This window comes from Natrinema sp. 74 (assembly GCF_046097095.1).
In the GTDB taxonomy this organism is placed as follows: domain Archaea; phylum Halobacteriota; class Halobacteria; order Halobacteriales; family Natrialbaceae; genus Natrinema.
The window spans coordinates 3,166,446-3,187,685 of record NZ_CP175698.1; the positions used below are offsets into that span (position 1 = coordinate 3,166,446).

Below are 21,240 nucleotides of genomic sequence, written 5' to 3' on the forward strand. Positions count from 1 at the left end.
TCACTCGGCCGCGGCGGCTTCGGTCAGCTTCGCGAGCACGTCGTCGCTGAGGCCGTACGTCCGTTCGCCCGTCCGCTCGAGGACCCCTTCCGTCCGAAGCTCCGAGAGGAGACTCTGGACCGCGACCGGCGATCGATCGACCGCGGCGGCGACTGGGTCCGTCTCTCGCGGTCCCTCCCGTGCGAACACGGCGAGTACGTCACTGGCCGTCTCGACCGAGCACCGCGACCCCTCGCAGGCGCGGTGTACGCGAGCGCTGATCCGGGTGTCCTCGAGGAGGTCGTCGAGGTCTCGCTCCTCAGTCGCGACGACGAACTCTGGCTCACCGGCCGCGTCCGCGTCTCCGTCAGCGTCCGCCGACGCGTCCGTGTCGGCCTCCTCGTTGACCGGCGTGTACCCGTACTCGTGGGCCTCGCCGCCGGCCTGAACGATCTCCGACTCGTCGGCATCGTCGTCCGCGTTATCTTCCTCAACCTCGCTGGCATCGTCGTCCGCATTGCCTTCCTCAGCCTCGCCGGCATCGAGATACGGCCGCTCGCGCTCGAGGTCACGGACGACCGACCGGAGCTGCTCGTTCTCTCGTTTGAGCTGATTCAGGTTCTCGGCCCGCGCCTCGAGTTCGGCCGTCAGGTCCGCGATCCGCTCGTCGCGGGCCGCGAGCGTCTCCCGAAGGTCGTCGCGTTCGGTCTCGAGGTCGGCGATCTCCTCGTGGAGCCGGCGCAGGTCCTCGCCGCCACCAGGCAGTTGCGACTGAACCGTCTCCGTGTTCTGGAGGGCGTCGGCCATCTGCTTGGCCGCGCTCGAGACGTCCCGCGCGGAGGCCAACTCGTCCTCTAAGGTCTCGATCCGTTTTTCCTTCTTCTCGAGTTCGGTCTCGAGTTCGTTGATCCGGTCCTGCTCGCGGTCCTTGCGCTCGGAAATCTCCTGGAGATCCCCCACGAGCGCGTCGGAGACCGACTTGAGTTCGGGCCGCTCGAAGTCGTCGAGGCCGGGCGTCGCGCCGGCGTCGAAGGTCCGCTTGCGGCGGAACTGGATCTTCCGCACGTCGACTTCGGTCCAGTCGGTCTGGACGAACGCCTGCCCGTCGTTGAGGTCGGCGACGAGTTCGGAGTACTCGGTGTCGATGATTCGGCCGACGACCTTGGTGTCGTTGTCCCAGGTCAGCCGGTGCCAGACGAGCCAGTTCGCCTGTGTGATGAAGTCCTTTTTCACGTCGGCCGGGCGCTGGCTGATCCCCAGAATGCCCAACCCGTGTTTCCGGCCGCGCTTGCTGATCTTGATCAGCAGGTTCCCCGTCTCGCCGACGCCGCCGCCCTCCGGGATGTATTCGTGGACCTCCTCGACGACCAGCAGGAACGGCTTTTTGAGCTTCTTCTCCTTGACGAACAGCTGGCGGGCGACCTCCCGAAGCAGTTCGTCGGCCACGTCCTCGTCCAGATAGCCCGAGACGTCGAGGATGACGGGGACGTTCTCCTCGAGCGCGATCGTCGCCATCTGTTCTGCGTGTTCCGGGCCGATCTGGATATCACACTCCTCGTCGGCCCCGGCGTGGAGCATCTCGTACTCCTCTTTGAGCCCGTAGTACTCGCCGTCGGTGTCGACGATCAGGAGGGGGTAGCCGGCCTCGAGCAACTCTTCGGCGATGACCGACGCGGTATTTGATTTCCCCGAGCCCGATTTGCCGGTGACGAACCCGCGCCCGGTGAGCAGTTCGACGACCGGCAGCTTCAGGTTCGCACCGTCGGCCGTCTCGCCGACGAGGATCTGGCGCTGCGTCGGTTCGTCGCTCACCGCCGCACCACCTCGAGTACGCGCGACTCGTTCATGCTATCAGTACAGTCCGAACACGTGACCTTGAATATTGGCCTCGGCTCAGGGTCGGAGTCCTCCGGGCCTCGGAATCGATCAGCGCTCGTCGCGTTCGACCGTCTGCTCGCGGACTGTCATCCCCTTCCGGCCGAGGTGCTGGAGCTGTTTGCGCGCGAAGTCCTCCTCTCGCGTCCCTCGCGTCGCCAGCACGTAGACCAGCGCGCCGCCAGCGGGGCGCATCGTTCGACCCGCTCGCTGTGTGCCCTGCCGGCGGCTCCCGCCGAGGCCCGAGGCGACGATCGCCAGATCGGCCGTCGGCAGATCGATCCCCTCGTCGCCGACTCGAGAGACGAGTAGCAAGTCGCGCTCGTTCCGGCGGAACTCCTCGAGCAGCCGACGGCGCTCGTGATGGGGCGTCTCCCCGCTGAGGAAGGGCGCGTCGAGTGCGTCCGAGAGGTCCCGCCCCTGCTCGAGATAGTCGACGAAGACCAGCGCCTTCGAGTCGGGGTGGGCCGACAGCAAGTAGCGGACCTCGTCGACTTTCCCCCGATTTTTCGCGGCGATGCGGTACTTCTCGCGGCCGTCGGCCGAGCCGTAGGCGTTTGCCTGCTCGTCGTCGCCCCACGGCACGTAGCGGATCTCGAGTTCGGGTTCGGCGACGAAGCCGGCCTCGAACAGCGCCTCCCAGTCGGTGCCGATCGGCGGGCCGACGAGGGTGAAGATCTCTGTCTGGCGGTCGTCCTCCCGGATCGGACTCGCGGAGAGCCCGAGGCGGTGTTTGGACTGTAAGTGCGTGCTCCGCCGGTAGACGTCCGAGGGGACGTGCTGGCACTCGTCGAAGATCACCAGCCCCCACTCGCGGTCGTCGAACAACGAGCGGTGGCGGTCCATCCCGGCGATCTGGTAGGTCGCGATCGTCACCGGCCGCACGTTCTTCTGCCCGCCGTGGTACTGCCCGATCTGGTCGGGCTCGAGCGAGGTGTACTCGAGGACGGCGTCGGCCCACTGGCGCGCGAGGTCGCGGCTGGGCACCAGTATCAGCGTCTCGCCCTCGACGTGGGCCATCGCGCCCATCGCCGCGACGGTCTTCCCGCTGCCCGGCGGGCCGACGAAGACTCCTTCGCCGGCCTCGGCGAAGCGGTCGACCCACGTCTGCTGGTAGTCCCGGAGCTGAACGCCGAGTTCGATCGGCAGCGCTTCGCCCGAGGCGAGTTCGCGGTGGTCCTGCACCGGGTAGCCGGCCTCGTAGAGAATCCGTTTGATCGCGGCCTCTGCCCCCTCGCGGACCCAGTCTTCGGTCTCGGAGATCGGCGCGTGGACGTGCTCCTCGTCTAACTTCTGTCGGGCGACGTTGCCCATGATCTCGGGGCTCTGGGCCTCGAGCACCGTATAGCCCTCTTCGTGAGTTACGAGCCGGAACTGGTGGGCGCGGTCCCACTGACTCTCGATCCACTCCTCGAGCTCTTCGGAGCGCTGGCCGAGCGCCTGACGCATCGTCCGAGACAGTTCGTCGAAGCTGTCGTGGGGCGTTCCCCAGACGTCCTCCGGGCGGACGACGTAGCGATAGCCCTGCTCGCCGTTAGCGTCGGCCAAATGGGCGAACTGCGAGAGTTGCGCGCGCGTAAACTGGTCGGGCCGATCGACGATTATCTCCCGGCGCTTCGGAAAGACGACGGTCCGCTCTCGGTCCGTGAGGTCCTCGAGTTCGCTGGGGTACCAGACGACGGGATCGGTCGACACCGAGTGACGCTCGAGCTCCCCGCGCTCGGCGAGGGCCTCGAGTCGGTCGCTGGCTTCCTCGTGGGGGAGCTCGAGGGCGCGGGAGACGGCCGCGGCCGTGAGGACGGGACGGCCCTCCCGCTGGCTGGCGTCATGGAAGTCGGCGATAGTGAACGCGTCGGCGTCGTTCTCGTCGGCCTCTCTGTCGGCGTCGGTCGCCGCCTCGTCGGGCCGGTCCGAGAGGTCGCTTCGCTGTTCGTCGGAGGGCGTCGAAGAACCTTCGTCAGTCACTGCCGAGTCGTAGCGGCGGTGGGGGGAAACCAATTTCGCTCGGGGGACTGGAACGCGCAGGCATCGATGAGAGACGTCACGTACCGTTCTTCGCCTGGTTGTCCACTCCATCGCCGGCTCTGTTGCTGTCGATCTATTCCGGACGGTACCGCATTCGTAAGCGAGACAGCACGAAATCCACTCACCCAAACCACCGGCTACCTATATTTGATTGGACGGCGTTCATCCGCGTATGTATCGCGCGATCCTCCCCGAAGGACAGATCGTCTGTGACCGTTACGAGCACACCGACGACGGCCTCGAGCTCTACGACGAGGACGACCACTTCCTCGCGTTCGTTCCGTACAGTAATTTACACGCGCTGCTCGACGAGGAGGTCTACGACGAAGACGACCGATCGATCATGTAGCGGGCTGCTGGTCGATCGCCTCGAGTTGCTCACGGTACCGGTTGCGGACGGTGACGACGGTCGTCTGGGCGGTGTCGGCAACGGCGCGTTGCGGGATGGTCTCGTCACAGAGGAGGCCGGCGGCGTAGATCGCGGCCGCGGCGAAGCCGGTCGGCGACTTGCCCGAGTGTAGCCCCTGTTCGGTGGTCCGGTCGATGATCTCGATGGCCTTGGTTTCCACGTCCTTGTCGACGTCTAACTCCGAGCAGAATCGGGGGACGAACTGGCGAGGATTCGTCGGCTCCAAGTTGATATCGAGCTCGTCCGCGATGTACCGGTAGGTGCGACCGATCTCACGCTGGTCGACACGTGAAACGGCCGTTACCTCCTCGAGGCTTCGCGGTATGTCCTCTTTACGACACGCGGTGTAGAGGGCGCTGGTCGCGACGCCCTCGATCGAACGCCCGCGAATGAGGTCTCGCTCGAGCGCCTGGCGGTAGATGACGCTCGCCGTTTCCTTGACGGGCTTGGGGACGCCTAACGCGCTGACCATTCGATCGATCTCGGAGAGGGCGTACTTGAGGTTTCGTTCGCCCGCGTTCTTCGTTCGAATGCGTTCCTGCCAGACACGGAGTCGATGGAGTTGCCCGTGTTTGTCGGCGGACATCGAGTGCCCGTTGGCGTCTTTGTTCCGCCAGTCGATGGTTGTCGTCAGCCCTCGGTCGTGCATCGACTGGGTCAGCGGGGCACCGACGCGAGAGAGTTCGTCGTGCTCTTGGGCGTTGAACGCTCGCCACTCCGGGCCGTAATCGATGGGGTCTTCGCTCAAGACCAGGCCACAGTCCGCACAGACCTGCTCGCCGCGGTCCGGATCGTGGACGATCGTGTCGGTCTCGCAGTCGGGACACAGACCAGTCTCGCCCTCCTCTGACTGTGATTCGCTGCTGTGTTGATCGATGATAGACCGCGTCATCAGTACCGGACGAAACCGTGCCGGCACTGTAAGGGGTTCACATGGTTTCGCGGGAAACACCGACTTACTGTGGCGTTCCCAGCGTCGAAGAAAGAGAGAGAAAAATCGAACGACGTGGCCGCCGCGTGCTTCGAGCGAGAACCCGCGACGGCCGTGCCAAGACCGTGTCCCATCGGTCGCGTCGGGGTGAAGCGACCGTTGCCCGGCCACTTCGACCCACCATGGACAATGCCCACATGCCACATGAATGGTGGCGATCGTTGTAGCGCCTCGGCGACGTAAACCCCCTGTTCATCGGGTAAATAGCTCTTTCGCGTGTGAACTGTCGTTCGACTTTATATCGGTTGCACCGAACGGTCGGTACCAGTGCCGTGTTGTCACGCAGCCCTTCGACCCCCGACGGCGTCCGGTCGCCGGGGAGTGGAATCGACGTACGCCATCGATACGTTCGCACAATCGACCGATACCGCGCGACGGTTCGGACGGCGAGGAGCGATCGAGAGGACGGCGAAACGCCCTCGCAGTCCTGCGGTTGGGAAGTCGCCCCGTACCTCCTTTGCAGACGGTGCGAAACGTGGTCGTGTTTAAGAGTATCTCTGTTGGTGTACAACCTGGTGTGTCAATCGTGACTTCGACTCGCCGTTCGAACGTACAGCGGTCGCCGTCGTGCCGAGATTCCGGTGATTCAGGCTATCGGGTCCTGGGGTTGGCGAACTCGGATCGCGTCGCTCTGACCGGAGGAACAAAGTGATGTCCTCGATCGATACGTCCCTCCCGGACGAGATTGCGTCGGTCGCCGACAGCGACGAAGACGAACGTCTCTCGAAGGACGTTATTTTTGAACTCCTGAAGAACCGCCGCCGTCGGGAGGTCCTCGCGTACTTGCTAGAAGCCGACGAAACCGTCACGCTCGGTGAACTCGCCGAACAGATCGCCGCCTGGGAGAACGACACCGAGGTCAACGCGCTCAGTTCCGATCAGCGAAAACGCGTCTACGTCGCCCTCTACCAGACCCACCTCCCGAAGATGGACGACGCCGGTATCGTCGAGTACGATCAGGACCGCGGGTTGATCTCGCTGTCCGACAATGCCGACCTGCTGATGATGTACCTCGATACGGATACCCACCGTCGGGATCGATGGGACCAGTGGTACGCCGGACTCAGCGTCGCCGGTGCTGCCCTCCTCGGCGCGGCGTTTCTCGGTGTACCCGTGCTCTCGACACTCCCGATGGTCGCCCTCGCCGGCACCGTCATCGTCGCGTTTCTCCTCCTCTCCACCGCTCACGTCGTGACGAACCACCGACGCGAACAGAACGTCGACGGGAAACTGTCCCGAATCGAGTGAGTCGAGCCGGTACTGCCGCCGCTTCAGTCCCGTTCTCGCTGCCGTCTCTCTCGAGCAGGCCGTTGTTTCGATCGTCATGTCTTCGACGTCCGTCTCCGTGACTGGCTCCGACCGGCCGTCGTCCCCTCTGCGACCGATGCAGCGCCATCGGACGACCAAGGACGACCGGCGTTGGCCGCCGCCGTTCGATTGCTCGTCCGGTCACTGAGAAGGGTTTTTATTACCTGCATTCGTACCGTCGAACGGCTCCCGACGACCGTCATCCAGTACCGGAACAGTCGCGTGCCAGCAGCTGTTCTAGGCACGGGAGCCACTCTACTACTCGCGTCTTCCGAGCGTCATCGTCTCCGGTCGGAGACGGCATCGCGGCCGCAGGCTCGGTCGCCACCGACCGAAAACAACCGTCGATAGTACAGTGGGACTCGCTTGCGTACCGACGCGGTTGGTGTCTCGAGTCGTTCTACGGGGCTTTCGAGCCCGGCGCTCGAGATGCCGGTCCGGCGATGCACGATGCGTAGCGAACGGAGCCGGTTCGGCTGAGCGCCGCCGCTCGTGCCGTTCGAACGGGAAATGAGAGGACCGTGCTGCGTCTTACTGATCGCGAGCGTTGTACTGAACGTCGATCGCGGCGTTGCCACGCAGGTGGAAGTCGACGATGTCGCCGTCGAACCAGTAGGCGTCGAGCCAGTTTCCGACCGTACCGCGGACGGCGGTGTCCTCGATCAGGTCTGCATCGTTGATCGACGCGCCCTCGTAGTCCGACTTCGCGACCGCCCCGTCGACGGTAAAGGAGTACGCGCTCGCCCCGTCGGCGTCGACGCCGTCGATGACGATCGCGTGGGGGAGCATCTCGTAGTCGCCGTACTCGCTTGGATCGATCGCCTCGCCGTCGACGGTGACGTCTGCCGCGCCGTCGGTGAACGTCACGTCCGTCAGCGCGCCCGAGAAGCGGAACGTCTGGCTCCCGTCGGTGAGCGAACTCTGGACGGTCGACCCCGAGACGGTCGTCGCCTCGGCCGCCGGCGCGTCGTCGGAGACGAGTTCGATCGCGCCGTCGACCGTAATCTCGTAGCTCGTGGGCGTGCCCCGTCCCGTGACCTTGAGCACGTGGGGGAGCCGCTGGCCGTAATCGGCGGGATCGACCCGCTCGCCGTTGACCCGGACCGATCCGGGTCCGTCGACGGTGAGATCAGTTACCTCCCCGCTGAATCGGAACGCGTCCTTCCAGTCGGCGACGCTTCCCCGCACGGTCGAGCCGTCGATGGTGTCTCCGTCGTCGATCGATGCGCCCTCGTAGTTTGCGTGTTCGAGCGAGCCGTCGACGCTGAACTCGTAGCGGGTCGCGTCCGCCGGACTGCCGTCGACGAGGAGGACGTTGGGCAACTGGTCGCTCCCACCGTCGTTCGACTGGCCGGTACCAGAACCGCTCGAGTCGCCCGAGCCGCCCGACGCGGCCTCCTCCGGCGAGGTCGGAACCCCGTCGGGGATCGAGAGGTCAGGATCGCTCGAGACCTCGTCCGCGACGGTCACCGTCGAGCCGCTCGCTCGCTTGATCTGGCCGCGGATGCCGCCGCTCTGGAAGTCAACGCTGCCAGGCGATCCGTTCGCGCCGGCGACGAGCGCGTACGAGTAGGGGCCGTCGGCGAAGTGCGAGTTGCGGATCGTCACGGTGCCGCCGTTCCAGACCCAGACGGGACGGCCGTGGGCCTCGACGTAGCCGCCATAGCCGTCGCCGTAGTCGGTGTTGTCGTTGTAGGCGACGCAGTTGACGATCTCGTCGTCCGCGCTGCCACACCGGAACGTGGTGACGCCGTTGTTCTTGCCGAAACAGCTCTCGAAGCGGACGCTTCCGCCGTAGGGCGTGTTGGAACAGTAAAATCCGTTATTCGGGTAGCCTTGAACGTTGCAGTGACGGAAGGTCATATCCGCCTCACTGCCTCGGTGCATGAAAACGGCACCCGGGCCGTGAACGAAGTCGGCTCCTTCCTTCGTCGCCCCGTCGCCGAGGTAGACGTTCTCGACGAGGACGTCGCCCTTCCCGGTATTGATCGAGATCATGAACGAGCCCCCGCGGTAGAGGCCCTTAAAACCGATATTTCGGAGCACTGAGTTCGCTCCTTCGACGTAAATCAGGAAGCTCTCGCCCGTCGTCAGGTCGATGAGTTTGTTCTCGAATGTTTCGCCGCGGCCGATGCGGATCGTCTGTCCTCGGGCTTCGATCACGTCGTAGCCCTTGTCTGCGGCGCTCGCCGCTCCCGTCAGCGTCGCCGCCGCGGTCGTTCCGCCGGCCAGCTTCATGTACGAGCGTCGATGTAGTAATCCGCTGTTACCGTCGTCGGCCGCCTCCGCGTCGTCGGGGGCGGTCAACTCGTCGTCCGGTACCGAAGAGTCGCGTGCCATGCAATACGGGTAATGAGATACTACCGGCATAAACTTTCCGTATCAGTGGCTCTAAAATTTACAGAATGTACCTATAGCCAGTACGAATGATATAACATTGAGTGCCTATATTCGGAATAATAAACTGATCGCCTCATTTCGGTCGACTATTCGAAATCTTCGCAATCGATGAGAATAAGATATGATTACCGAGAGCAAGCTGGTGAGAGCCAGTGAGAGACTGATTTTCTGGGGCCTGTCTCTCGAGTAAAACGCTATTATTCGGTGCAGCACCGATACGATTCCCAGCCGTCGGCCGACTGCACGACTCGCGGAAGGCTGACGGAAGCGGTACCCGATGAACAATCGCGGTTAGAAACGGAATCCGTCGAGCGAGAGGTTGGGTGGGCCGGCGGTGGGCGACACCGCGGCAGGTGCGTCAACGGGAGTCGGCGGCGTCGTTCGCGGGAGGTGATCGGCGGAACGCGTCAGGGAACCCGCGTTCGGGTGGAGGTGTTCGTCAGTGGAGACCGAACGCGGAGCGGGGGCTGTCAGCAGAACGTTACTTCGAACCGCCCGACGCGGCCTCCTCCGGCGAAGTCGGAACGCCGTCCGGCATCACGGCCTTGGGGTTCGTGCCGACGTTGTCGCCGAGTTTGACGTTCGAGCCGGCGTGTTCGACGATGCCGGCTTTGTCGTCGTAGTCGCCTTTCGTAACGGTAACTTCGGTCGGCTTCCCGTTCGCACCGGCGACGATGGCGTTGTTATTGCCGTTCATCTCAATCTGGCAGTTTGAGACCTCGATCGGCCCGGGAGCCCACGCCCAGATGCCGCGGCCGACGTAGCCGTCCTTGCTGTCGACGTAGACGCTCGAGTTCGTGACCTTGCTGCCCTCGGTGGCCAGTCGGAAGTGGGAGACATAACAGTTGGCGGCGAAGCTGCTGTCGATGTGGATGGTGCCACCGCCGTTGGTCCCGGGTGCGGAGCCGTAGATCGCATTGTCCGCGAAGTTCTGGATGTTGACGTTTTTGAAGTCGATGTGCCCGGAGTGGTCGGGGGCGACCCAGAAGGCGGTCTGGCCGTGCCCGTTCGGGTTGGTGTTGCCCGTGCTCGAGCCGTCGCCGAGGTAGATGTTTTCGACGGTGCTCGTCCCGCCGCTTACGTCGGCGACGCCGAAGGTGGCGGTGCCGGTGCCGGAGGTGTTCTTGCCTTTGAAACCGATGTTTCGGATCGTCCAGTCGGTGTCGCGGGCGGTGATAACGATGTCTTGACCGGACGTCATGTCGATGAGCTTGTTCTCCCAGGTCTCACCTGCGCCGATGGTGATCGTCTGTCCCTGGGCTTCGATGACCTCGTAATCGTCCTGGGCCGAGACTGCGCCGGCCCCGCCGAGTGCAGTCGTCGCGGTCGCCACCGCGGCGAACGAGCGAACGTAGTTACGGCGGGTAAATCCGGAATTACGGCCTGTAGTCGGATCGGAATCCGTCTCGGACGTACGGGGGTTCTGCGCCATACATCACTGTAACACCGTCTTACACTCATAAACTTTTTCTTGCCGATATGTCTTAAATTTACAGACTTTGTTTATATCTCTGCATATTGTCGGGCAATACACCGGTATTTTGTATAGAAAATACGACTGTCTCGACCGGCTACTCACCCGAGCGTAAGATCCTCTTTTCGTCGGTAATACGGTCATACCGACGCGAGGGAGCTGAAGAAGACGGGTTTTCGAGAACGTAATGAGCGCGATTTGTGTCTCGACTGGCTACTGTTTCGTCGTCTGGTGGCGTCGTTTCCGCCGGTAACAAGCGATTTCCGTTCGGTTTCGGCCGGCAAGAGCAGCTGGTCGCCGCGGCTCTCGAGCGGTGTTCCGATCATCGCCGTGTAGAGCGGCGAGTCTCATCGCACGGACGCGATCGACCGACGCCCGTGTGACCGAGGCGATGGCCGACCGCTACGGCTCGCTGTCGACCGCGTACATCGTGAACTCGTCGTTCGAGATCACCTTGTTCACGTGCTGTTCGGTCGCGATCCCCTCGACCGCAGCTCGGTCGTAGTTGAGCTCCTCGTAGACCTGCAACTCCCTCGTTTTGTCCCACTTCGTGACGGTGAAGTAGTACTCGTCGGTGGGATAGGCACCGGAGTAGTTGCCGGCCGAAAAGACGGTCGCGTTGACCGTGCCGGTGGCCGCCGACGCGCTACTGAGGGTGTCGCCGCCCGAGAGGCCGTTGATACCGTGATCGAAGCGGTAAGGATCGTACCCCATTCCGGCGTACGAAACGTTCTCGGCCCCGTGATTCAGTCCGTTCTCGTAGCCGCTCATCATCCCTTCGGTCACGTGCTGGCCCGACCTGTATATCATCGGCGACGAGAACATGGTCAGCAGGCCGAGGACGAGGCAGGCACCTAGTACCAGCGCCGCCACTGCGTTCGCGCCGGGAGTCGTGATCACGCTCGCGAGGCCGCCGACGAGCTGGGCCAGGGCGATGCCCGCGAGAATCGTCAGCAGAACGTAGATAAATCCCATCTGCCGGAACGCCATCTTCGGCGTCCCGAGGAAGTAGACCAGAAACATGCCGAACAGCGGGAACAACGCGAGTGCGAAGTAGTTGACGTGGGATCTGGCCTCGCCGTCGAGGCTCGAGCGACCGAGCCAGACGACCAGAATGAACAGGCCCACGAGAAGGCCGATGATCGCTTTATTGAGGAACATCTTCACGAAGACTTCGGAGAGGCTGCCGCCGATCTCCGTGAGTGAGGACCCCTGTTGATTGACCTCTGTCCCGCCGCCGATATTCTGCGAGAACAAGCCGGTAGTGAGGCCGAGGACGGCTTGTCTGAACCGCTCATTGCCGAGCGCCCAGAGGCCGAACAGCCCACCCAGCGAGATCGTGTGGACGTAGGTCGTCGAATGCTCGAGCATCGGATGGTCGTCGAAGCGCCAACGCGCGAGGAACTGGACCGCGCCGATCGCGCCGATGAAGATGACGACGTTGAACATCTGTTGGGGGTGGATCAACAGGAGTGCGAGCCCGGTGAGGAAGATGAGCGCGCTAAACGGGGAGACGCCGAGCGGGAGTCGTTCGACCGTCGACCGTCGCCGGAGGTACGCGACGATTGCGAAGATGACCGCGGGAACCACGAACAGGGAGTTCGAGTTCGTGTGAACGGCCATGAACGTCGCGATATTGTTGATGGGCAACACCATCCAAGAGGTGATCGCGGCGAGGCCGACTGCGAGCCCGCCGCCGGCGATATCGCGGACGACGAGCGGAACGAAGAGCACGAACGGGATGAACAAAACGACTATTCCGATGAGGAGCCCGCGTTCGATCGATATCCCGCCGAGGAAATGCAGGGTCGACGCGATCGTGTGGAGTCCCGGATAGAACAGCTCGTGTGGGGCGGTGTTGCCGGCGACGATGTCTCGAGTCCAGCCCAGGTGACTGAGCGCATCACCCATTCCGCCGAAGTAGTAGTTCCGAACCACCGGCAGGCTCACGATGGCCGTGACGGTGAGCCCGCCGAGACCGATGCCGAGCCCCTGCTGACGGCCGCGACAGGTAAGGGACGTGCCGACGGCGATCGCGAGCGCGAGTGCGAACCCGATCCAGACGGTCGTCGGCGTGCCCGTGTAGACGGACGACTCGTAGGTCGTCGCCGGGTTCGCCCGCGCGACGAGAACGCCGATCGCAACCGCGAAAAAACCGACCGCGACCAGCACGTTCAGCGTCGATCGTTTCATGTCCGCTCACCGGATTTTTCCGGGCCAATCCCGACACGCATGTGTTAGCCCAATCGTCGGTGCTGATGCCGTTTGTTATACGTCTCCTACCCCCGAACGCGGACCGTAGCGAACTGCTCTCGGACGTATGTCGTACCTACCCGAACTACAGAATCAGCTATCGATCGATTTCTCGATTCGAGACCGATCAACGGTTCTGGTGATTTTTGTAGCAGGTCGTGCTCCGACCGAGCGAGACACCGATACGCCACCTATGTCATCGATCCTCATCGACAATCTTTCCACCGACGGCGAACTCCTCGAGTGCTCGATTCGGGCCTCGAGCGACCTCGAGCGGTTCGTCACCGACGAACGGTTCCGAACCGAGTACGACGTCTCGATCGAGGACGTGCCCGACGGTGTCCTCGCGATTCCGGTCCTCGCGCAGGTCTGTCCGGTCGCGTGGGCCAACGGGGCCGACGTTTACGTCGACGAGGTCGACGCGACGTTCGCCCGCGCGCTCGAGGACGTGAAGGCGTCGCTGTGTGCGATGCACGACTTCCTCGAGGGCGGCACCCTCTATGCCCGCCGGACGATCGAGGTCGAGCCCGAACACAGCGGCGAGAGCGGCCTGCTGTTCACCGGCGGCGTCGACTCGACGTGTTCGTACGTCCGCCACCGCGAGGAATCGCCGACGCTGATCAGCGTTCGAGGCTGGACGATCACGCCCGACGCAGCCGACGACGGGAAGTGGGACGCGCTCCGCGCACGCGTCTCGAACTTCGCCGACGACCACGGCTGCGAGACCGCCTTCGTCGAGTCGAACATGCTCTCGTTCCTCGACCATCCCATGCTGTTGGCCCACTACAAGCGCTACGTCGACGGCGGCTGGTACAGCTCCGTCGGCCACGGGCTCGGTCTCCTCGGCCTTTGCGCGCCGATGGCCTACGCGCGGGGCATGGCGGACCTCTACGTCGCCGCGACTCACTGGGACGGGATTGACCTCGAGTGGGGCTCCCGGCCAGATATCGACGATCACGTCCGGTGGGCCGGCACGCAGTGTCACCACGATTCCTACGCTCTCACCCGACAGGAGCGCCTCGACGTCATCGCCGACTACATCCGCAGCGAGGACCCCGACCTGCAGTTACAGACCTGCAACGACCGGATGGACGGCAACTGCGGCGAGTGCGAGAAGTGCTATCGCACCGCTGTCGGTCTCCGGCTGACCGGCCTCGAGCCGTCACAGCACGGCTACCCCTTCTCGGACGCCGACTACCGGGACCTCCGGCGTTCCCTCGAGCGCGGCGACTGGGTGCTGGGCCAGGACGAGCGCCACATGTGGGCAGATATTCGTGACCGCGCACGTGAGACCGAGCCGGCGTCGCCGGCCGAACGGACGTTCTTCGAGTGGCTCGAGAACGCGGATGTAGACGCGCTGATCTCGACGTCCGGCTCGCCGCTCACCCATCGGCTCCTCAGAGCCGGGGCGAGGAACGCGCCCGCCAGTGTCTACAACACCGCCTATCCGGCCTGGAAGACGGCGAAGGCGGGGCTGCGACTCGTCCGATCCGACCGATAGGTCCGGCCGTCGTCTCGATCTTCGCGCTTACTGAATCCCGGCGTCGCCAGCTCCGGACGCTCTCGACTTCAGTTGAATGAGATCTCAATCACCTCTCCCGAGCGAACGAGCACAACGCACGAGAGATCGTGATACGAGGGTGCAAGCCGATATCGAGTGTCGATCGATACTTATACTTGAGTGAAATCGAAACTGGGCGGCGATGGCCCAAGCCACGGACCGGTTGCGCCGGTACCTCGAGGACGAACTCGAGGCCTGCCGCGACGAGGACGTCGATCGGCGACTCGACGAACTGAACGCGCTCGAAGCGACGATCGGACGCGAGCGGATCGACGCCGAACTCGAGGTACTGTCGGCGCTGGCCAACGAGACGCGGTACACGCTCGTCCGCGCCCTCGTGGCGGCGGGTGAGGAGCTCTGTGTCTGCGAACTCCACGCGGTCGTCGACGCGAGCGAGAGCGGGCTCAGCCACGCCCTCTCGGCACTGGTCGACGCGGGGCTCGCCGAGGGACGGAAGGACGGCCGCTGGAAGAAGTACCGGGCGACCAACCGCGCGATCGCGCTCGTGACCGTCCTCGAGGGGAGCGTGACCGATGTCTGACCTCGAGGCCCACGAGCACGGCTCCGCTTGCAGCTGCGAGAGCTGTGGCGATCCGCGGTCGATGGACGTGCTGGACAAGTATCTCACCGTGTGGATCTTCGCCGCGATGGTCGTCGGCGTCGGGCTCGGCCACGTCGCGCCGTCGGTGACCGGGCCGATCCGGGACCTCCACCTCGTGGAGATCGGACTCGTGGCGATGATGTACCCGCCGCTGGCGAAGGCCGACTACTCGCGGCTCCCGACGGTCTTTCGGAACTGGCGAGTGCTCGGACTGAGCCTCGTCCAGAACTGGCTCGTCGGGCCGACGCTGATGTTCGGGCTCGCGGTGGTCTTCTTCAGCGGGCTCGTCCCCGGCCTGCCGGCTCGTCCGGAGTACTTCCTCGGGCTCGTCTTCATCGGGATGGCCCGGTGTATCGCCATGGTGTTGGTCTGGAACGAACTCGCGGAGGGGTCGACCGAGTACGTCACCGGACTCGTCGCGTTCAACAGCCTCTTCCAGATCCTCACCTACGGGGTGTACGTCTGGTTCTTCGCGCTCGTCCTCCCGCCGCTGCTCGGCATGGAGGCCCTCGCCGCCGAGATCACGACGTTCAACGTCTCGCCCACGCAGGTGTTCGTCGCCATCGCGGTCTTCCTCGGCCTCCCCTTCACGGGCGGAATCCTCACCCGCTACGTCGGCATCCGGACCAAAGGCGAAGCGTGGTACGACGACGAGTTCGTCCCGACAATCGAGCCGCTGACGCTCGTGGCCCTGCTGTTTACGGTGATCGTGATGTTCGCCACGCAGGGTGAGACCATCATCGCCGCGCCGGGCGACGTACTCTTGATCGCCGTCCCGCTGACGATCTACTTCGTCGTCATGTTCTTCGTCAGCTTCGGGATGGGGCGGGGGATCGGTGCCGACTACGCGACGACGACCGCGATCGGCTTTACCGCCGCCTCGAACAACTTCGAACTCGCCATCGCCGTCGCTGTGGCGGTGTTCGGCGTCGGCTCCGGCGTGGCGTTTGCGACCGTCGTCGGCCCGCTCATCGAGGTTCCCGTCCTGCTCGCACTCGTCAACGTCGCGCTGTTCTTCCAGCGGCGATTCGACTGGCGGGGCCGGGCGGCCGGCGGCCTCGAGCGAGCGACCGGCGGCCCGACGACTGACGACTAACGAAACGAGAAACCATGAGTTCCGAACCCAGCCACTGGACGACGACAGATCGAACCGATACTACCCCCGGAACCGGCGAGCACACTACCGACAGCGTTCGAGCACCGAGCGGGATGTCGCCATGAGTGACGCGGACAGCGACAGCGACGAGCGCATCCGGCTCGCGTTCGTCTGCGTCCAAAACGCCGGCCGCTCGCAGATGGCGACCGCGTTCGCCGAGCGCGAGCGCGACCGCCGCGGTCTCGAGGACCGCGTCGAGATCCTGACCGGCGGCACGCACCCGGCCGAGGCGGTCCACGACGAAGTGATCGCGGTCATGCGCGAGGCGGGGATCGACCTCGCCGATCGCACGCCCCGCGAAATCTCGCCAGCGGAACTCCGGTCCTGTGACGCCGTCGCGACGATGGGCTGTTCGACCCTCGAGCTCGGCGATGCGGCGACGGCCGTCGACATCCGAGAGTGGGCGCTTCCGGACCCCGACGGCGAGGACAGAGCACGCGTCCGCGAGATCCGGGACGAGGTCGACCGCCGAGTCGTCGCGCTGTTCGACGACCTGTATCCGAGCGACTGACCGCGACGAGACGGCTCGCGGCCGGGGCGGGTCGCGAACGGTCTGCTCGCGTCTCCGCCGATCGCGCCGCCTTCGGACCCCGAACCGCGAGACGGAGACGCCGCCACGCTTTTCTCCGCCCCTCGAGAACGACTATCACTGTCTATCGATGGATTCCGATCCCGGCGATCTGGCTCCCGTCCTGCTCGAGTACGCACAGGACAAGCTTGCCGTCGTCGACGAGACGGGGACGTACGTCTACGTCAACGAGGCGAGCGCGTCCATTCTCGGATTCGAGCCCGAGCAACTCGTCGACGAGCGTGCACTCGAGTACGTCCACCCGGACGACAGGCGGGCGGTCACGGAGCGGTTCGGCCGGGTCAACGCGTCGGCGCAGTCCTCGGCGTCGGTCCGGTACCGCCACGCGACGCGAAGCGACGAGTGGGTGTGGCTCGAGAGCCGGTTCACCGATCCGCCGGACGATGCCCTCGACGGCTACGTCGTCAGTTCGCGCGATATCACCGAACGGGTCACCGCCGAGCGGGAACGCCGCGACGCCGAGAGTCAACTGCAGACGATCGCCGGCACGGTCGGCGACGTCCTGTGGATGGTCGACGGCGACTGGACCGAGCTGCTGTTCGTCAATTCGGCCTACGAAGAGATCTTCGGCCAGTCCGTCGAGGCGCTCAAGGAGAACCCGCATCACTTTCTCGAGGCCGTCCATCCCGACGACGTCGACTGCGTTCAGGAGGCGATGGCCCGCGCGTCGGCGGGCGAATCGGTCGACATCGAGTATCGCGTCGACCCGGAGACCGACTACAGCCGCTGGGTCTGGGTGCGCGCGGTCCCGATCCGCGACGACGGTGATGTCGCCGAAATCGTCGGCTTCTCCCGCGACATCACGGACCGTCGACGGCGGGAGCGCCAGCTCGCGGTCATGGACACCCATCTCCGGCACACCCTGCGAAACGATATGGCCGTCATCATGGGCAACGCCGAATGTATCGCCCGGGACGCCGACGCTCCTTCGAACGGGCGCGCGGAGGTCATCCGCCAGCAGGGCCGAGAGCTACTCGAGAGCACCGCCAAACAGCGCGAGATCATCGACCTGCTCACGGAGCGGTCGACACCGGAGCCGGTCGATCTCGTCCGGGTCGCGTCGAACGCGATCGAGACGATTCGCGACCAACGTCCGTCGGCGACGATCGAGCTGACGGCCCCCGACTCGGCGGTCGCCCGTGTGCTCTCCGAGGTGGAACTGGCGGTGATCGAACTTCTCGAGAACGCCGTTCAGCACGACCCGGACGGGGTACCGGCGCTGTCGGTCTCCGTCCGCGCCCGCGAGGAGACCATCACAGTCACCGTCGAGGACGGCTGCCCGCCGATTCCGGAGGTCGAGTTCCGCGTGTTGACCGGCGATTGGGAGATGACCGACGTCTACCACACGTCCGGGCTGGGACTGTGGCTCGTCTACTGGATCGTCGATCTCTCGGGCGGCCACGTCTCGTTCGACCGCACCGAGACGGGCAACGCGATCACCGTCTCGCTGCCGTGCCCGTCATCGTAGCCGGTCGTCGCCGCGGCGGTGCCGAAATCGGTGTGCCGATCGTCTCCGCGGGCGTATCGACGGATACCGCAGTCGCCGCGGGCGTACCGCGACTCACTCGATATAGCCGAGATCCGCGAGTCGTTGCTCGACGTGTTCGTCCGACGTGTCGACCGACCGATTCTCGTCGAGCCGCGGATACCGTCGGGTTCCGGCCGGGTCGACGCACGGGAGGGGATTGCCGTCCATTCGTTCGTCGATCGGCACGTCGAGCGTTGACAGCACGGTCGGGGCGATATCGAAGAGATGTGCCCGGCCGACGCCGGCAGCGTGATCGATATCGGCACCGCGAGCGGCGACCGTTCCCTCGAGTTTGTGGTTCCAGGGTTCGCTCGGCGGGCCAAACGCCTCGTCTCGTACCGTCGCCGAGAGGAAGTGGTCGAACTCCGCCGGCACGGTCACGACGTCGACGGCGTGTTCGATCTCGGGGCCGTGGAAGAACTCTTCTCGAGGCCCGACGGACTCGAAAACGGGATCGCCGTCGGGCGTGGTGACCGATCGTAAGACGTCGATGAGCCTCGTTCGCACCGCCTCGTATTTTGCCGGCGGAACGACACCGTTTGGCTCGCGTCCCTCGAGGTTGATTCGGACGCCGAGTTCGATCCGCGAGCGGACGTACGCGGTCGATTCTGGGAAGTTCACCTGCGCGGCCCCCGCACTGACGAGGCTGGCTGGTGCATAGGCCGCGGCGAGATCGGCGACACCGAGTCGCTCGAGGACGGCGTTGATCCGCTGGCTCGTGAGCCCGAACCCCGCAGCAGTCGCCATCGCTTGCTCGGCGATGCCGGGACCGTCCCTTCCGGCGTCTGTTCCCTCCTTGAGGCTCCCGTCGCGAACGGTCGCCCACGTCGGCATTCCCCGTCCGCCGCGCTCGGTCTCGACGAACCCCGACTCGCGGAGGAATTCGTTGGCCCGGAACTCGTGGCCGTCGTACGGTCCCATCCCGTGATCGCTCGCGACGATCACGTTCGCCGGTTCGTGGGCCTCGAGGATCTCGCGGAGCTGGCGATCGACCGCACGGTAGATCGTCCGAATCGCCTCGTCGTCTGCCGGTCGCTCGTGGAAGATCGAGTCCGTCGCCTGGAACTCGATGAATCCGAACTCGGGGTCGAACCGTTCGACGAGGTAGCGAAAGGCGTCCCCGCGCATCCGCACACAGTCGCTGTACGCGCGGCCGACGTCGTCCGCATCGTCGTCCGGGTAGACGCGGTACTCCCCGATCGCGTTCCGGACGTCCTCGAGCAGTCCGTCGGGGTGGCAGTCCGGGTCCTCCGGCGCGGTGTAGCCCGGGATCAGCGCCCCGTCGAATTCCCGCGGCGGATACGTCACCGGGACGTTGACCACCGCGCTCGTCACGCCGTGGCGATCGAGCAGTTCCCAGAGCGTCCGCTCGCGAACGTCGGTCGCGTTGACGACGTCCCAGTCGTAGCCGTCGAACGAGAGGAAGCCGTAGACGCCGTGCTTGCCCGGGTTCGTTCCGGTGTACAGCGACGGCCAGGCACTTGCGGTCCACGGTGGGATCTGCGACTCGAGCGCCCCGCTCGTTCCGGTCTCGTATATCGACTCGAGAGTCGGCACCTCGTCGTCCTCGAACAGCGGCGCGAGCACCCGGTCACAGGCCGCGTCGATGCCGACGAGTAGCGTTCGAAGGGAGGTATCGGCGTCCATCGCCGACACGTCCGTTTCGATGACGCTTCGTTAAGTGCGAAATTACGGCACACTGATCGACCGACGATGGTGGCCCGAAATCGACAGTCCACGTTGCTCACCGAACCCGGCCGCGATACGTCGGGGAAGGAAGGGCATACCGTTCGACTCGTTCGGCCGCGTCGCGGCGACGCTCGACACCGAACCACGACCGATCGAAAAACGCTGCGACCGCTTTCCGTTCGGTCGAGACTCACTTGACGCTATCGTACAACGAGGCGATCGTCCGCATCCCCCAGTTCCCGTACTCGAGCCCGTAATACGTCCGTAACTCGGGGTTGAACTTCGCCTTGTACCGATTGATCCGGCGCGTGTCGGCACCGACGAGATCGTACGTCTCGAGCCCCCTCTCGAGGCCATCTTTCATGATCGCCCAGTCGAGTAGATCGTTCGTCGGGACGTCGACGTCCGCGTCGGTACGGACACCGCCGATCCAGCGGCCGGTCGTATCGCCGTACTCGAGGGCCAGAATCCCGCCGATGAACTCGCCGTCGACGCGGAGGGTGTACGGCCGGACGCGTCCGTTCGGCGACTCGTCGGCGAGATCGAGGACGAAGTCGACGGGAACGCCGAAGCTGATATCCTGCGATTCGTAGCGGGTCCTGACCTGGTCGTGGATCAGGCGGATCTCCTCCGGGCCCCCGACATCGATCTCGAACACCTCGTCGTCGGCGTTTCGGATGTTGCTTCGCGCGTCGCTGCTGAACGTCATCAGGAGGTCCGCTTCGGAGAGCGTCAGATCGACTGCGTAAGTGTACTCCGGCGTCGCGTCGTACGCGTTCCACTTGAACGGGCGCGAGTCCTCGAACGCCGTCGACGTGCGAACGTGGCCGTATTTCGGGTTCAGTTCCTCGTCGATCCACTCGAAGCAGCCGTCCATGAACCGCTGTCGCCGCCGCTCGCGCTTGCGCTGTTTCAGTTTCCCCATGTTCAAGAACGCCGGTCCGAGGTACGGGACCCGGAGGTGTGGCGGCGGCGAAAACGCCGTCGTCACGAACTGCTTGCTGATCTCGAAGACCGGAAAGAGGCCGACCGGTTCCTGTCCCTTGAATCCGATCAGCGGGTGTACCGTCGCATCGGCGTGGTCGGCCTGTACCCGGAGGGCCTCGAGTTCGTGCCACAGCGTCCCCTGGGGCGACCGCTCGACGTACCCGTTCCACCGCTCGAGGTCGTCTGGCGTCGCGATGCGGACGTCGATACTCATGCGCTTGATCCCTCGAGACTGCACCGCGGACTCCGTTCGATAGCCGTTCGGCGTTCCATACGGAACGGGTCCCGTCAGCGCTACTTTGTAAGCATCTTATTTCCGTCGTCGTAGGCGGCTCGTTCGACTCCGTCGCCGGTCTCGGAGGCCGTGATCGCGGCTTTCGCGTTGTCGGTCGGGATGGTGCGCTCACGGCATCGA

Annotated in this window: 15 protein-coding genes; 7 read left to right on the forward strand and 8 right to left on the reverse strand. The window is 64.6% G+C overall.

Translation table 11 applies throughout. The annotated features are described in order from the left end of the window. Both ACJ70B_RS15805 and ACJ70B_RS15810 read right to left on the reverse strand, forming a co-directional pair. Positions 1-1,791: a helicase HerA domain-containing protein gene (locus tag ACJ70B_RS15805; protein WP_408957948.1), complete on the reverse strand. Its 1,791-nt coding sequence runs from the start codon at positions 1,789-1,791 to the stop codon at positions 1-3. 114 nt (positions 1,792-1,905) lie between these two features. Continuing rightward, the gene (locus tag ACJ70B_RS15810) at positions 1,906-3,819 is read right to left on the reverse strand and encodes a DEAD/DEAH box helicase (protein ID WP_408957949.1); all 1,914 of its coding nucleotides are present in this window, start codon (positions 3,817-3,819) and stop codon (positions 1,906-1,908) included. A 232-nt stretch (positions 3,820-4,051) separates the two neighbouring features. Here ACJ70B_RS15810 and ACJ70B_RS15815 point away from each other — a divergent pair, with 232 nt between their 5' ends. Next, positions 4,052-4,228, forward strand: a complete 177-nt coding sequence (locus ACJ70B_RS15815) for a hypothetical protein (RefSeq protein ID WP_408957950.1) — start codon at positions 4,052-4,054, stop codon at positions 4,226-4,228. On the opposite strand, the gene ACJ70B_RS15820 is transcribed toward ACJ70B_RS15815, so the two are convergent. Continuing rightward, the gene (locus ACJ70B_RS15820; RefSeq protein ID WP_408957951.1) at positions 4,221-5,180 is read right to left on the reverse strand and encodes a transcription initiation factor IIB; all 960 of its coding nucleotides are present in this window, start codon (positions 5,178-5,180) and stop codon (positions 4,221-4,223) included. The genes ACJ70B_RS15815 and ACJ70B_RS15820 overlap by 8 nt on opposite strands. A gap of 750 nt (positions 5,181-5,930) precedes the next feature. Between ACJ70B_RS15820 and ACJ70B_RS15825 the strand changes: the two genes are divergently transcribed. Then, complete coding sequence (locus ACJ70B_RS15825; protein ID WP_408957952.1) at positions 5,931-6,527, forward strand: ArsR family transcriptional regulator; 597 nt, start codon at positions 5,931-5,933, stop codon at positions 6,525-6,527. A gap of 591 nt (positions 6,528-7,118) precedes the next feature. Here ACJ70B_RS15825 and ACJ70B_RS15830 read toward each other — a convergent pair. From ACJ70B_RS15830 to ACJ70B_RS15840, 3 genes are all read right to left on the reverse strand, one after another. Continuing rightward, positions 7,119-8,927, reverse strand: a complete 1,809-nt coding sequence (locus tag ACJ70B_RS15830; protein WP_408957953.1) for a hypothetical protein — start codon at positions 8,925-8,927, stop codon at positions 7,119-7,121. Positions 8,928-9,468: 541 nt separating this feature from the next. Further along, the gene (locus tag ACJ70B_RS15835; protein WP_408957954.1) at positions 9,469-10,419 is read right to left on the reverse strand and encodes a hypothetical protein; all 951 of its coding nucleotides are present in this window, start codon (positions 10,417-10,419) and stop codon (positions 9,469-9,471) included. A gap of 444 nt (positions 10,420-10,863) precedes the next feature. After that, positions 10,864-12,654, reverse strand: coding sequence for a hypothetical protein (locus ACJ70B_RS15840; RefSeq protein ID WP_408957955.1), 1,791 nt, complete (start codon positions 12,652-12,654; stop codon positions 10,864-10,866). A 253-nt stretch (positions 12,655-12,907) separates the two neighbouring features. Here ACJ70B_RS15840 and ACJ70B_RS15845 point away from each other — a divergent pair, with 253 nt between their 5' ends. The 5 genes from ACJ70B_RS15845 to ACJ70B_RS15865 all read left to right on the forward strand — a co-directional run bounded on the left by ACJ70B_RS15845 (position 12,908) and on the right by ACJ70B_RS15865 (position 18,089). Next, the gene (locus ACJ70B_RS15845; protein WP_408957956.1) at positions 12,908-14,215 is read left to right on the forward strand and encodes a hypothetical protein; all 1,308 of its coding nucleotides are present in this window, start codon (positions 12,908-12,910) and stop codon (positions 14,213-14,215) included. A 202-nt stretch (positions 14,216-14,417) separates the two neighbouring features. Beyond that, on the forward strand, positions 14,418-14,816 hold the full coding sequence (locus tag ACJ70B_RS15850; protein WP_408957957.1) for an ArsR/SmtB family transcription factor: 399 nt from the start codon (positions 14,418-14,420) through the stop codon (positions 14,814-14,816). Continuing rightward, complete coding sequence (gene arsB, locus ACJ70B_RS15855; protein ID WP_408957958.1) at positions 14,809-15,972, forward strand: ACR3 family arsenite efflux transporter; 1,164 nt, start codon at positions 14,809-14,811, stop codon at positions 15,970-15,972. Before ACJ70B_RS15850 ends, arsB begins: the two co-directional genes overlap by 8 nt. A 121-nt stretch (positions 15,973-16,093) precedes the next feature. Then, positions 16,094-16,543 (forward strand): low molecular weight phosphatase family protein, encoded by a 450-nt coding sequence (locus ACJ70B_RS15860; RefSeq protein WP_408957959.1) that lies wholly within the window; start codon positions 16,094-16,096, stop codon positions 16,541-16,543. Between the two features lie 148 nt (positions 16,544-16,691). Next, entirely contained in the window at positions 16,692-18,089 is a 1,398-nt protein-coding gene (locus tag ACJ70B_RS15865; RefSeq protein ID WP_408957960.1) for a PAS domain-containing sensor histidine kinase, read from the forward strand. A 93-nt stretch (positions 18,090-18,182) separates the two neighbouring features. Here ACJ70B_RS15865 and ACJ70B_RS15870 read toward each other — a convergent pair whose 3' ends face one another. Both ACJ70B_RS15870 and ACJ70B_RS15875 read right to left on the reverse strand, forming a co-directional pair. Beyond that, complete coding sequence (locus ACJ70B_RS15870) at positions 18,183-19,796, reverse strand: alkaline phosphatase family protein (RefSeq protein WP_408957961.1); 1,614 nt, start codon at positions 19,794-19,796, stop codon at positions 18,183-18,185. A 232-nt stretch (positions 19,797-20,028) separates the two neighbouring features. Further along, a complete protein-coding gene (locus ACJ70B_RS15875) occupies positions 20,029-21,039 on the reverse strand; it encodes a lipid II:glycine glycyltransferase FemX (protein ID WP_408957962.1) in 1,011 nt (336 codons plus the stop codon). Positions 21,040-21,240: the final 201 nt, after the last annotated feature.